Source organism: Shewanella sp. SM101 (assembly GCF_025654465.1).
GTDB classification, from domain to species: domain Bacteria; phylum Pseudomonadota; class Gammaproteobacteria; order Enterobacterales; family Shewanellaceae; genus Shewanella; species Shewanella oncorhynchi.
The window spans coordinates 1-13491 of the sequence record NZ_JAKKRH010000017.1; the positions used below are offsets into that span (position 1 = coordinate 1).

Sequence of the window (13491 nt, forward strand, 5' to 3'; positions counted from 1 at the left end):
ATTGCCCTTGGCATCGTTTAACTTCCCTATAGACACTAGAGCGATGACAATCAATGCATTTAGCTATGTGTGCTATCGAAAAGCCCTGTTCTAACAGTACGGAAATCTGGTATCGTCTTGCTTCGGTCAATTGTTGATAATTCATGGTGATACTCTTTTACTTTGGCGAGATAAAGCGTACCACTTTTCAGCAGTTGGCTTCTTCTACACCTCGATTAGAGTGTCGCAGTTATTATCTGAATTCTGGTGAATACTACCGAGCTTTACCAAAGTCGGTTCTACAAAATAAAGAAATATTGGCTCAAGGTAAGCTAAAAATGCCACTGTTAGCGATATCGGGTAATGGTCTAGGCAGCTTAGGTCAAACTCAAATTGACCAAATGAATGAGTACGCTACTCAAGTTGAAGGACATATATTGGATGGATGTGGACACTGGCTAATGGAGGAGTGTCCAACTCAAGTGGAACCATTAGTGCTTAAGTTTTTTAATACTAAGTAACAGAAATACTGTATTCATATCGAGTCTAATGCCGAGTAATTTAAATGCTCGGCATTTATTTTTTCGTTAATTTACCTCAAATCTATTGTCCATAGATTTAGTCGTTAGAAGTTGCAACGCTTTCTTATGATCCCAATATTCTAAGAGTTTTGAATGATGAAAAAAGAAAACATATTGTTATTCTCACTGTCGTTAGCGGTATTTGGCATCATAACAACAGAGTTGTCTATTATTGGTTTGCTACCTTATGTTGTTCAACAATTTCAGGTAGACATTCAACAAGCTGGTTTCTTAGTTAGTATTTATGCCATTGTGGTTGCATTCACTGGTCCTTTTGTGACGCTATTTATGTCTGGGTGGAATCGTAAGTATGTGCTGGCTGGGATACTTGCATTATTTGTGGTGTCAAACTTGGTGTATGCGAATACGCAAGAATACTCCACCATGATGATATTCCGTATTTTACCCGCGTTAGTCCATGCGGTGTTCTTCTCGGTAACTTTAGTGGTCGCTACCAGTATGGTTGCAGAGAGTGAGCAGGCGAATGCCGCAGCGAAAGTATTTGCAGGTGTTGCAGTTGGCCTTGTTTTAGGTGTTCCAGTGAGTTCATTTATTGCGGAGCAATATTCTTTATCAGCAGCGTTTTATTTCGGCCTAACAGCATGTGCTATCGCTCTGGTGAGTGTTTTATTGTTGATGGAGAACATGCCCGTAAGAACTAAGATGTCATTTGGAGCGCAGGTAAATATCTTACGAAACCCTGCTATGTGGTTATCCTTGATGACTGTCGTGTCTATCTTTGCTGCAATGTTCTCTTCATATAGTTATATCGCTGAGTATTTGAGCACAGTGACAGGTATGAGTGGTAAGTTAATCAGTGCAATGCTGATGTGTTTTGGTATTTTTGGCGTAGTAGGTAATTTCATTTTTGGTCATCTAATTAATGCCAATATGCTAAGAGCCGTAGTGTTATACCCGATAATGCTTTTAGTGATATTTGCAATGATAAATTTTTTAGGTTTCTCATATTATTTTATGATTGCTATTATCGTTTTCTGGGGCGCGGTACACTCTGCAGGTTTATTGGTCAGTCAGACATGGATTATGGATGACGCTGGTGATGCACATGTTTTTGCTAATAGTTTATTTGTTTCATTTTCTAACTTAGGCATCACGATTGGATCGGCATTTGCCGGGTGGTTTATATATAAGATTGGCATCGAAAACTTATTTATGGTGAGTTTTATGTTCACTGCTTTAGCATTAGTCAGTATTTTGATTAAAGTTAAATTATATAAATCCCCCTTAAAAGAGTTAGTTTAAACCTGTTTTTCTTAGCGATTCAGTTTTAAGATATAAATGCGTTTGTATTGAAGGATAAACTTTCAACAAATTGTAAGGCAACTAATTCCTTGTACGACTTAGTGATGGTCATTTTGATGACTTAATCAGAGTAAGTTAATAGCGTAAGCTACGACCAGAGTATGAAAATGGGTGTTAATCACTGAGCGGCAGCTAATTTGTGATGGATTAACAACGTTTTTATATACAATACTTTCGTATATCCATTGAGTGAGCTAACTATGAAATCGTCAAATAATCTGCAAGGTAAAGTGGCTTTTGTACAAGGTGGTAGCCGTGGTATCGGTGCCGCCATCGTTAAGCGTTTAGCGAGTGACGGCGCCGCGGTTGCCTTCACTTATGTGTCATCTGAAGCCCAATCACAATTGCTTGTTGACGAAGTTATCACCCATGGCGGTCAAGCCATTGCCATTAAGGCCGACAGCACTGAGCCAGAGGCGATCCGTCGTGCCATTCGCGAGACCAAAGCGCACTTCGGTGGTTTAGATATAGTGGTCAATAATGCGGGCACGCTGATTTGGGATAGCATCGAAAATCTGACGTTAGAAGACTGGGAACGAACAATTAACACTAATGTGCGCAGTGTGTTTGTGGCCAGTCAAGAAGCGGCGCTGCACATGAATGACGGCGGCCGCATCATCAATATCGGTAGCACCAACGCCGAGCGTATTCCGTTTGTAGGTGGTGCGATTTACGGCATGAGTAAATCGGCCTTAGTCGGTTTAGCCAAAGGGCTCGCGCGGGATTTAGGCCCACGTGCAATTACGGTGAACAACATTCAGCCTGGCCCTGTGGATACCGATATGAACCCTGATAACGGCGATTCATCTGAGCCCGTTAAGGCGATGGGCGCCCTAGGGCGTTTTGGTAAAGCCGAAGAGATTGCTAGTTTTGTCGCCTTTATCGCGGGTCCTGAAGCGGGCTATATCACAGGGGCGAGTCTGATGATTGATGGTGGGTTTTCTGTATAAGCTTTGTCTGTATCCATTTTTCAGGCAAGACAAATTAATTTGCTTGTTGAAGAACTATTGTTACAATCCGCCGGTCTTATCTTCAGCTATCTGTTGAAAGACACTCATTTTTATCTTTATTATCAAAGAATAAGACGAAGGGAAATCCAAATTTCTAAGTTATCGACTAAGCAAACAGGCAACCTATGGGGTGTTATGGTGTTTACCATTCTGACCTTGTTCTGTTTGACTCAAAATAGTGGAATACTTAACTTGTTGCTCAAGGAGTCGAGCGCGCAAGCGATGTCGGCTGCGTCTTTTTCTGGAGCTGGTTTTAGCGCCAACTCAGTTTTAAACTCAAGTTCAGCTTTAAACAGCAGCTCAGCTTCAAGCAATATGGCGAGTCACGTCGATGCCCAAGTGGCGGGTACTGAGCTGGTCAAAAGCGAGCCTAAAAAATGTGAATTGTCTGAGAAATCGATCCGAACCTGTATCGATGCTCCGAGTTCCATTCCATTTCTTATCCTGTTGTTCCTGCTGCCATTACTTCCCCGCGCCTCCCGCGTGATAACACTGTTACCCATACAAGGTTATCAGGCTAAACCTAGGCGAATACATCTCACTCTCTGTCGCTTTCAAGAATAGAAATAATTTACTTATCAAACTGATAGGTGAGTTTATTCTGGCGCCCATTCTCTAGCTCAATAGTTGGCTTTTCTTACCCGTTTACCGGTAGAAAGGACCATTACCCAGCTGCAGAACGTCTGATTTTACACATCCTATCCCAGATCAAATTTCTTGAATTAAGCCTGCTATCACACTGATTTTTCTTAAGCCATCACGCCCTTTGTAATGGGGGCAGAGTTAAGCAGTAAAGCAAGCATTTACAGGGCATAACGAACGGTTCATGCCAATGGGGACAAAATGAGTACATTAAAATCCATGTTAACCAGATTCTGGATACTCGCCTTGATAGTGACGAGCCCGTCGCTCATGGCGGCATCGACAGGATGGTTAGTTAACGATAATCACCCGCCAGCCAAAGTACGTTTTATGCTGACGGGCGAAGTTGATCCCGCAACGAACACTTTGCCCGCGGTGCTTGAAGTACAACTTGAGGGCGATTGGAAAACCTATTGGCGCAGTCCTGGGGAAGGCGGTATCGCGCCTACCATCAAGTGGGATGGCTCTCGCAATCTACAGCAAGTGGATTGGAGATGGCCAGCGCCAGAGGAATTCTCATTATTGGGATTACAAACCTTTGGTTACAAAGGTAATACCACCTTTCCATTAACCTTGAAAGTCGATGATATCTCTGCCCCAACTCAGTTGCGTGGCAAAGTGACCTTGTCGACCTGTACCACTATCTGTGTGCTGACGGATTATCAGATTAGTCTCGACTTTACGCCCAATGCGCTGCAAGCGGATACCGATGCCATGCTGGCCTACAACAAGGCCGTGTCGCTGGTGCCACAAAAAGTGTTATCCCAAGAGGGCCAAAATCCTGCCATGACCATGGGTTGGGATGCCACCAAAGGTCAACTTGAAGTCAGACTTAATGATGCCAACTGGCAAAGTCCAACCGTGATTATCGATGGCGAGCCAGATACCACATTTAAGCTAGTGAGCTTAAAACCAAACGAAAGTGATGCTAACGGCCAGCAATTGATTGGTATTTTTACTGGTCAAAGCTGGCTGGGCGAGCCTGAAGTTTTAGGTAAGTCGCTGAATGTTACCGTCGTCGATAGCGAGCGAGCACTGGAATACAGCGCCGAAGTTAAGCCTGTCGTCATTGCCCAAGAAAGCACCTCGATATTTGGCATGATACTGCTGGCGCTTATCGGTGGTTTGATCTTAAACGTTATGCCCTGCGTGCTACCTGTGCTTGGTATGAAGCTCAGTTCAGTGGTGGCTGCGCCCGATCTTAAGCGTAATCAAATCCGCCAGCAGTTTATCGCATCGGCGCTGGGGATATTGGCCTCATTCTGGTTGCTGGCTGGTTTTATCCTAATGCTTAAGCTCACGGGGCAAGCGATTGGCTGGGGTGTGCAGTTCCAAAACCCTTGGTTCATTGGCTTTATGGCGCTGGTGACCACAGTGTTTGCATTCAATATGTTAGGTGTGTTTGAGATTAACTTACCCTCTAACGTGCAAACCAAGCTGGCGACGACGGGCGGCAATAATAACAGCGGTCACTTTTTACAGGGCATGTTTGCGACTCTGCTCGCGACACCGTGCAGTGCGCCATTTCTGGGTACTGCGGTCGCCTTCGCTTTAGGTGCCGATGTACTGAGCCTGTTTGCTATCTTTACCGCGTTGGCCGTGGGTATGGCGTTCCCTTGGTTGATTGTGGCGGCATTTCCGCAAGTGGCGGGTTATTTCCCTAAACCCGGTCGCTGGATGAATACAGTTAAAGTGTTTTTCTCCGGCATGTTGCTCATCACCAGTTTGTGGTTGATTAGCTTGTTGGCCAGCTTTATTGATGTGCTCTACCTCTGGCCGTTAGCGGGTGTCATTACACTGATATTTATGGTGTTTATGGCTAAAAAATATGGCGCGATTGCCATTGTGAGCTGCTTAGGTATCGGCATTTTACTGTCGGCGGTTATTGCATTTATGACGGCGAACCAGTGGGCTAAACCTTTACCTGCGGATCTTACTTGGACGCCATTGGATCAAGCATTGATTAATCAGCAGGTTGCCCAAGGCAAAACTGTGTTTGTTGATGTCACTGCCGATTGGTGCATTACCTGTAAGGCCAATAAAGTTGGCGTGATCTTGCAAGATCCTGTTTATAGCCTGTTGCAACAGTCGCATATTTTGTCGATGAAGGGCGATTGGACTACGCCTTCTGAGCCCATTACTCACTACCTGCAAAGCCATAATCGTTTTGGAGTGCCATTTAACGTGGTTTACGGCCCGGGTGCACCGCAGGGGATTGAGTTACCGGAAATTCTATCGACTGACCTTGTGCTTGCTGCGATTGAGCAGGCCTCTGCGTCCCCTGAAAAGTCATCCGTAGCGGCAGGGAAATAACGCTAACGACCAGCCATTCACTCGGATATGTCACTCGGCAATATCACTGGCGAGTTTCATTCAATAGCGAGTCGAGTGGCACTCAACAAATACTCAGGTCAGGAAGCTCCTGACCTGAAACAATGGAAATCGATTATGAAACAGACAATTGAAGCACAAAACATCACTGAATCAATGCGGAATACTCAAGTCATCGGAGGCACTAAAATGTCGAAATTTAGCTCTTTATTCAAACATCGCAAGTTGCAGATGTTTGCTGTCTCGGGTGTCGCCATGGCCATGCTGGTGGTTTCCTTGCCTTCGGTGAGCACCATGGCCTATGCCAAAGACAGCAGTTTATCGGCGGCGCAGCAGCAAGAGGTGCGAGCGATTCTTAAAGATGCCTTGATCAATGATCCTGACCTAATGAGAGAAGCAATTATTGCGTGGCAAGCAAGGGAGCAAGAGGGTGCAAATACAGCCATGCAAACCAGTCTTGTGACTCATCATAAAGCCATGTATGAGACCAAAAGCGATCCGTGGAAGGGCGCTGCGACACCTGAGATTGAGATGGTGTACTTCACTGATTTTAACTGCCCATACTGCAAGAAAATCGAGCCTTCGCTGAACCAGCTGATTGAAGAATTTCCGCAGTTAAAAATCATAGTCAAAATGGTGCCGCTGCAGGGCGAAGGCTCCAAAATGGCGGTCGATTTTGCCCAAACGGTTTGGTTAAACGAGCCCGAAAAGTATCTCAAGGTGAAGGATATGTTGATGTCGAGTCCGCGTGGACTCGATGCCGCAGCCATCGCTAAGGTCGCTAAACTGACGGCAACCGAGCGCTGGGTCGGCAACACAGATGAGCGCGTCGCTAAAATGGTAGATGACAATGTTAATTTAATGAATGAGTTAGGTATAGGTGGCACTCCAAGTATGATAGTGGCCGATACGCTTATTCCCGGACTAGTGCCTTACGAAGTGTTAAAAGAGCAGCTCGAAGCCGCGATTGCCGCTAAAGATAAGACGCAGAAGAGCAGTTAAGATGCAGCCAAAGGAAACTGAAAATATGAGCGCCGAACAAGTTTCGATATCTTTACCTAAACGCATATTGGGCTGGATTAAGCAGCTGGCACTTTTGCTGCTCATTGTCATTATCGTGACCAGCGTGATGGACATCTGGCGCGGCAAAGATATCCCACGGGATAATTTGCCACAGCTACAAGGGACGACCTTGGCTGGGGAGACGCTTGATATTGCCACGCTCAGCCAAGATCAGGCGGTATTGGTGTACTTCTGGGGCACTTGGTGCCCTGTGTGTAATTTTGTCAGCCCGGCGGTTAATCAAATGTCGGCCTATTACCCCGTGGTGACGGTTGCCATGAGTTCGGGTGAGGATGAGAAACTGAGAAAATATCTTCAGCATCAGGATTATGGCTTTGACACTATTAACGATAGTGACAGCAAGATTGCCCGTGATTGGTCATTGCAGGCGACGCCAACCATTATGATCTTTAAAGATGGCGAGTTAAAACACTACACGACTGGCTTTACTAGCCTACCCGGTATGTGGTGGCGAATGATGTTCACTTAGAAGTGATGCTTCAGGGGCTGTTTTAGGAGAGAAAAAAAGCGCTAATCTTAGTTAGCGCTTTTGTATTATCAACTTATTTCAGGACTAGACAACTAGCTAAAAGCTTAGGATTTACTTCACTAAAGTGAGTAGTGGTGCCTGACTCACAACTTGGAAGTCGAGCGCCATAGTCACACTGAGCGCCGTAATAGTGATGATTGAAAAACCAAACACTTGGCGAGCCCAGCGTTGCATGTCGACGCCGTGGCGATAACCTTTTAATGCCATGGCAAGCCACCACAGGCTGGTTGCGCAGGTGACCGCCATAAAGGCGATACCTGTGTAACCCGCGAGTGGCAACAGTGCACTGACTAAGGCGAACACGGCAATATAAAGCACGATATGCAGCTTTGCTTTGGTCATGCCTTCTGCAACCGGTAGCACAGGAATATTGGCTGCCGCATAGTCATTAAAACGGAAAATCGCGATGGCGTAAGAATGTGGCATCTGCCATAAACTGAACATCAACAGCAATATAGCCGCGCCCATGTCCATTTGCCCTGTCACACTGCAATAGCCAACCACGGGCGGTACTGCGCCCGAGAAGCTGCCAACTAAAGTGCCATACACTGAGTTACGTTTCATGTAGAGGCTATAAACCCCCACATATACTATGTAACCAATAACGGCAAATAGCAGGGCTAATGCATTGGTAAACAAGGCTAAGATGCTAAAGCCCAACACGCCTAAGGCGAGTCCAAACGCGAGTACGTTACCCACGGCAATTTCGCCCGTGACGGTCACGCGTTTGCAGGTTCGCTGCATCTTGGCGTCGATATCACGGTCAATACAATTATTGATTGCGCAACCCGAGGCTACGACCAAGGACAATCCTACTAAGCTCGCTAGCATCAAGACCAGATTTACGTCGCCTTTGGCGGCTAATAAAAAACCGCCAGCAACGGAAATCAGATTCCCGAAAATGATGCCAGGCTTAGTCACCTGTACATACCCTTTGAAGCGTGCTTTCCATTGCGGTGACATAAATCTGTCTTGTATTTGCATAGACTGTTTCTCGTTACATCATCAAAGCGTTGGCTTCGAGTATGATCCACACCGACAGGCCGACTACCATGACAATAATCAGGGCAGTAAACAGGAAGGAGAAGGTGTTTACTTTGCCTTCTTTCGAGAAATCTAAGTGTAAGAAGTACTTAAGATGTACCACTATCTGCACTATCGCCATCACTAGCACTAAGCTAAGGGTGGTCGCTTTCTCGAAGTGATGGGTCATTACGGCCCAAAACGGAATGGCGGTTAATACCACTGACAGCACAAAGCCCATTAGATATGACTTAATGCTCGCGGCCAGATCGTCAGTGCCATGGTTAGGCTTATCAGTATGACTATGTGCGCTCATTAAAGTGCTCCCAATAAATACACGACCGTGAATACACAAATCCACACTATGTCGAGGAAATGCCAGAACAAGCTTAAGCAGCTCAGGCGGGTGATGCTGCGATTACCTAAACCGGTTTTCGCCACTTCAATCATCATGATCGCCATCCAAATCAGACCTGCGGTCACGTGCAAGCCGTGCATACCGACAAGGGTGAAGAAGGACGACAGGAAAGCGCTACGCTGTGGGCCATTGCCGTGTTCAATCAGGTGATGGAATTCATAGACTTCCATCCCGATAAACACACAACCGAGGGCGAAGGTGACGAGTAACCAAGCCAAGGTCGCGGCTTTGTTGTGGCGCTTAGCAAAAATCAACGCCATGCCATAGGTAATACTACTAACGAGCAGGGCGGCAGTTTCAATCAGCACAAAGTCCAATTCGAAAATGTCTTTACCCGAAACGCCACCGTCCGTGTTCATGTAGAGCACGGCATAGGTTGCGAAAACCGAGGCAAACAAAATGCAGTCGGTCATCAGGTAAATCCAAAAACCAAACAGAGTGTTGCCACTGGTGTCATGGTGTTCGTGGTGATCTTCTGCGTGAGCTACTTCTAAATCTGCTGGGATTGCAATACTCATATCAGCCCCTTACTACATTGTTTAAGTGGGCATTTTCAATGCGAGCCACTTCATCGGGTTGCACGTAATAGTCGACGTCATTGTTATAAGCACGGAACAGGAACACCACGAAAGCGCCCACTAAACCCACAATGGCTAACCACAGGATGTGCCAAATAGCGGCAAAACCAGCGGCAGTGATCCCCAGCGCCATTAAGATACCGCTTGGGGTATTTTTCGGCATATGGATAGCTTGGTAGTGTTTTTGACGTTGATAAGCCACGCCTTTTTCTTTCGCATCGGTAAAGGCATCGATATCATCAACCTGTGGCAGCTTAGCGAAGTTATAGAACTGCGGTGGTGAAGCGGTTGACCACTCTAAAGTATGGCCATTCCATGGATCGCCCGTAGTATCGCGGTTTTGGTCGCGGTCACGGATACTCACGTACAGTTGGATAAACTGCAGAATGATACCGACCATGATGATGCAAGCACCCACGGCGGCTAAGTAGATCCATACGTTCCACGCTGGGTTATCAATGTGGTTGATACGGCGTGTCATACCCATAAAGCCCAGTACGTACAGCGGCATAAAGGCTACATAGAAACCGATTTGCCAGCACCAGAATGACGCTTTACCTAAACGCTCATTTAAGTGGAAACCTGTCGCTTTCGGGAACCAGTAAGCAAAGCCTGCTAAGTAACCAAATACCGCACCACCAATAATAGTGTTATGGAAATGTGCGATTAAAAACAAACTGTTATGTAGAACGTAGTCGGCACCCGGTAAGGCTAATAACACACCTGTCATACCGCCTATGGTGAAAGTCACCATAAAGCCTAGTGTCCACAACACAGGTACCGTTAAACGTAGGCGGCCACGGTAGATAGTGAACAACCAGTTAAACAGTTTTACCCCGGTTGGAACCGCAATCACCATAGTCATCACCCCGAAGAAAGCGTTGACGTTGGCACTTGAGCCCATGGTGAAGAAGTGGTGTAACCAAACGATGAAACCTAGAATTGAAATCGCACCACTCGCCCACACCATAGAGGTGTAACCGAACAGACGCTTAGAGGTAAAGGTTGAGATCACATCGGAGAAAATACCAAAAGCAGGCAAAATCAGGATGTAAACTTCAGGATGTCCCCACGCCCAAAACAGGTTGATATACATCATGGCGTTACCGCCACCGTCATTGGTGAAGAAGTGGAAATCCATGTAACGGTCGAGTGTCAGCAGGGCTAACACAGCGGTTAAGATTGGGAATGACGCGACGATCAATATGTTCGCCCACGTACAAGTCCAAGTGAAGATTGGCATTTGCATCAGCTTCATGCCAGGGGCACGCATCTTCAGTACGGTGGCGATAAAGTTCACCCCGGTTAAGGTCGTCCCTATGCCCGAAATCTGCAGTGCCCAGATATAGTAATCGACCCCAACTCCCGGACTGTAAGCCAGCTCTGAGAGGGGTGGATACGCCACCCAACCTGTCTTAGCAAATTCACCTAAACCCAATGAAATATTGATCAACACAGCGCCAGAGGCGGTAAGCCAGAAGCTGAGGTTGTTCAAGAATGGGAAGGCAACGTCGCGGGCACCAATTTGCAGCGGCAACACTAAGTTCATCAGACCTATCATAAATGGCATCGCCATAAAGATAATCATGATCACGCCGTGGGCGGTGAAGATTTGGTCGTAATGTTCAGGCGGCAGATAACCTGCGGCGCCGTTGGTGGCGAGTGCTTGCTGGGTACGCATCATAATGGCATCGGAGAAGCCACGAATGAGCATCACCAAAGCTAACACTATGTACATGATACCTAGGCGTTTATGGTCAACTGAGGTTAACCAGTCGTTCCAAAGTACGCTCCATTTTTTGTGTTTAGTGATTAAGGCTGCAATATACAAACCTACCACTGCGACGACCGCTAAGGTCACCATGATGATAGGCTCGTGATACGGAATCGCATCTAAGCTTAATTTACCGAGAAATGACATGATTACTCCGCCTCCACTTTTTGAGTGGATGAGTGCTCTAAGGATAAAGGTTCTGTGGATGAGTCCTGTGCTGATGACGGTACAGAAGGTGTTGAGCTATCCATGTCGGCCATGTTCTGTGTATTTTCCATCGCGTGCTCGCCTGCCATATGTGCCATGTCGTGCATACCTTTCATGTCTGCCATGTCAGATGTGTGTTCAGTGCCCATGTGTTCCATGCCTGCGTGCATGTCCATTCCTTCGTGACCTTTCATGCCGTCATGTGAGTCCATGTGCATGTACTGCATCACGATTTGGTCAAACATCCCTTTGCTCACTGAGCCAAAGTATTCAACCGGATTGTATTCACTCGGTTTAGCCAGTGTGGCGTAGGCCGCTGAGTCCAATGTCTTGCCCTGTTGTTTTAACTTGGCAACCCATGCATCGAAGTCGGCAGGTGTCTGAGTGGCAATCGCTTTAAACTTCATGCCCGCAAATCCTGCGCCGCTGTAGTTAGCCGAGATACCATCGAAGGTGCCTGGCTCGTTAGCGATCAAATGCAATTTAGTAGTCATGCCCGCCATAGAGTAAATCTGGCTGCCTAACTGCGGGATGAAGAAGGAGTTCATCGCAGTATCAGAGGTGATCTTAAAGTTCACCGGCACATTGGCTGGAAACGCCAACTCATTGACCGATGCCACGCCTTGTTCTGGATAAATGAATAACCATTTCCAGTCCAGCGACACCACTTCAACCGTGACGGGTTTAGCTTCGTGCACTAAAGGCTTATATGGATCAAGATCATGGGTCGAACCCCAAGTGATCACACCGAGCACTATTACGATCACAATCGGCACTATCCACACGACGGTTTCAATCGCTGTTGAGTGTGCCCATTTAGGCGCATAGATTTCTTGATCACGGCCATCGCGATATTTCCACGCGAAGTACAATGTCATGGCAATCACAGGGATAACAACAATCAGCATGAGTAGGGTGGCGACGATAATCAGGTGTTTTTCATCGATACCGATTTGGCCCTTAGGGTCCAACACACCGCCATCACAACCCGCGAGCGTGAATGCTATTGCCGCGATTGCCGCTTTACTTAATTTTCGAATTAACAAAGGAAGATTCCTCTAACCCTAAGGTTTACAACTCTGCCAAGCGTGAACCGGCAGTCGCACTAAGCGGCGTTATCTGAGCGCAAATCCTGAAACCCAAGAGGAATGACACAAAATGTGCCGCCATCCCGACGAAATCGAAGAGCAGCTTTCAGCGCTTAATGCTTAATTTGAATTTAAAAACAGAGGGTTAAAATGGCGGGGCGCGACAACCGTGGGCGGTATGTTCGAGTGATTTTAGCCTTGGGGGTGCTAAAAAAAGTGAAGCGTTAGTTAAATCGAGATTATTGAAAAATTTGAAGCAGCAGTCGATTAAATGCCATAACTGCAGAATAACGAGGGGGTTGAGCAATAACAGGCTGAGCAGACTGGCGCCGATAAACTCGACTAAAAAGCCATTGCTGAGGCTGATGAGTTCACTAATATCGACACAACCGCCGATCAATACGTACAAAACGTCAGCTACAGGCAGCACAAACAATAACCCGAAAAACAGGGTTAGGTTTGTCATGCTAAAGGTTGAAAACCGAATAATCAGGTTCAATCTTTCAGCAATGAATTGGCTAAGAGCTAATTTCAATTAACGGATCCGGTTGAACGGGAAAGGGAGTCAGTTGGCAGAACAAAAAATATTCAGCATGCAACTTTTTTATGCGGCAGGAGGATACCAAGAAGCGGCTATTGAATGAAAGCGGATCCCCGTAGTAAAAGGGCTTTAGTATTAAAAAAACCTTAATTAAAACTAAATAGGATCGTTATCTTTACGAAATTAACAGTATTTAAACTGATTTTGTTCTCATAAAATAAAAAATTGTGAAGCCTCTCATTTATTCATTTTGACTAAAGTTGATTTGCTTGTGGTGTCATTGAGTTGATTATAGCCCCTATAAACATGTTAGCTTTACCCGCAAAAAGACTAAGCTTAACTTCTATGGTGGGGCTAATGTTGCCGATAGTTGTCTTGATGGGT

Annotated in this window: 14 protein-coding genes; 7 read left to right on the forward strand and 7 right to left on the reverse strand. The window is 46.1% G+C overall.

Annotated elements, in window-relative coordinates:
* Positions 1 to 145, reverse strand: a 145-nt coding sequence (locus L5M38_RS10965; RefSeq protein WP_263179145.1) for a helix-turn-helix domain-containing protein, incomplete at its 3' end; no start/stop codon positions are given.
* Between L5M38_RS10965 and L5M38_RS10970 the strand changes: the two genes are divergently transcribed.
* The 7 genes from L5M38_RS10970 (at position 144) to L5M38_RS11000 (ending at position 7418) form a co-directional block, all read left to right on the forward strand.
* Positions 144 to 500 (forward strand): alpha/beta fold hydrolase, encoded by a 357-nt coding sequence (locus tag L5M38_RS10970; RefSeq protein WP_263179097.1) that lies wholly within the window; start codon positions 144 to 146, stop codon positions 498 to 500. The genes L5M38_RS10965 and L5M38_RS10970 overlap by 2 nt on opposite strands.
* A gap of 153 nt (positions 501 to 653) precedes the next feature.
* Positions 654 to 1823: an MFS transporter gene (locus L5M38_RS10975; protein ID WP_263167962.1), complete on the forward strand. Its 1170-nt coding sequence runs from the start codon at positions 654 to 656 to the stop codon at positions 1821 to 1823.
* 260 nt (positions 1824 to 2083) lie between these two features.
* Entirely contained in the window at positions 2084 to 2833 is a 750-nt protein-coding gene (locus L5M38_RS10980; protein ID WP_263167963.1) for a 3-oxoacyl-ACP reductase family protein, read from the forward strand.
* A gap of 195 nt (positions 2834 to 3028) precedes the next feature.
* Complete coding sequence (locus tag L5M38_RS10985) at positions 3029 to 3457, forward strand: hypothetical protein (RefSeq protein WP_317630244.1); 429 nt, start codon at positions 3029 to 3031, stop codon at positions 3455 to 3457.
* 279 nt (positions 3458 to 3736) lie between these two features.
* Complete coding sequence (locus tag L5M38_RS10990) at positions 3737 to 5848, forward strand: protein-disulfide reductase DsbD family protein (protein WP_263179099.1); 2112 nt, start codon at positions 3737 to 3739, stop codon at positions 5846 to 5848.
* 135 nt (positions 5849 to 5983) lie between these two features.
* The gene (locus L5M38_RS10995) at positions 5984 to 6868 is read left to right on the forward strand and encodes a thioredoxin domain-containing protein (RefSeq protein ID WP_263167966.1); all 885 of its coding nucleotides are present in this window, start codon (positions 5984 to 5986) and stop codon (positions 6866 to 6868) included.
* 25 nt (positions 6869 to 6893) lie between these two features.
* Entirely contained in the window at positions 6894 to 7418 is a 525-nt protein-coding gene (locus L5M38_RS11000; protein WP_063882191.1) for a protein disulfide oxidoreductase, read from the forward strand.
* Between the two features lie 111 nt (positions 7419 to 7529).
* Here L5M38_RS11000 and cyoE read toward each other — a convergent pair whose 3' ends face one another.
* From cyoE to L5M38_RS11030, 6 genes are all read right to left on the reverse strand, one after another.
* Positions 7530 to 8462, reverse strand: coding sequence for a heme o synthase (gene cyoE, locus L5M38_RS11005; protein WP_006079488.1), 933 nt, complete (start codon positions 8460 to 8462; stop codon positions 7530 to 7532).
* Positions 8463 to 8475: 13 nt separating this feature from the next.
* Positions 8476 to 8817: a cytochrome o ubiquinol oxidase subunit IV gene (cyoD, locus tag L5M38_RS11010; RefSeq protein WP_259566140.1), complete on the reverse strand. Its 342-nt coding sequence runs from the start codon at positions 8815 to 8817 to the stop codon at positions 8476 to 8478.
* The gene (gene cyoC / locus L5M38_RS11015; protein ID WP_006079490.1) at positions 8817 to 9437 is read right to left on the reverse strand and encodes a cytochrome o ubiquinol oxidase subunit III; all 621 of its coding nucleotides are present in this window, start codon (positions 9435 to 9437) and stop codon (positions 8817 to 8819) included. Before cyoC ends, cyoD begins: the two co-directional genes overlap by 1 nt.
* 1 nt (position 9438) lies before the next feature.
* Positions 9439 to 11418, reverse strand: coding sequence for a cytochrome o ubiquinol oxidase subunit I (gene cyoB, locus L5M38_RS11020; RefSeq protein ID WP_259559976.1), 1980 nt, complete (start codon positions 11416 to 11418; stop codon positions 9439 to 9441).
* Between the two features lie 2 nt (positions 11419 to 11420).
* Positions 11421 to 12524 carry a ubiquinol oxidase subunit II gene (cyoA, locus tag L5M38_RS11025; protein WP_263179102.1) on the reverse strand — a complete coding sequence of 368 codons (1104 nt, stop codon included), beginning with the start codon at positions 12522 to 12524 and terminating at the stop codon, positions 11421 to 11423.
* A gap of 187 nt (positions 12525 to 12711) precedes the next feature.
* Entirely contained in the window at positions 12712 to 13101 is a 390-nt protein-coding gene (locus L5M38_RS11030; protein ID WP_006079495.1) for a hypothetical protein, read from the reverse strand.
* Positions 13102 to 13491: the final 390 nt, after the last annotated feature.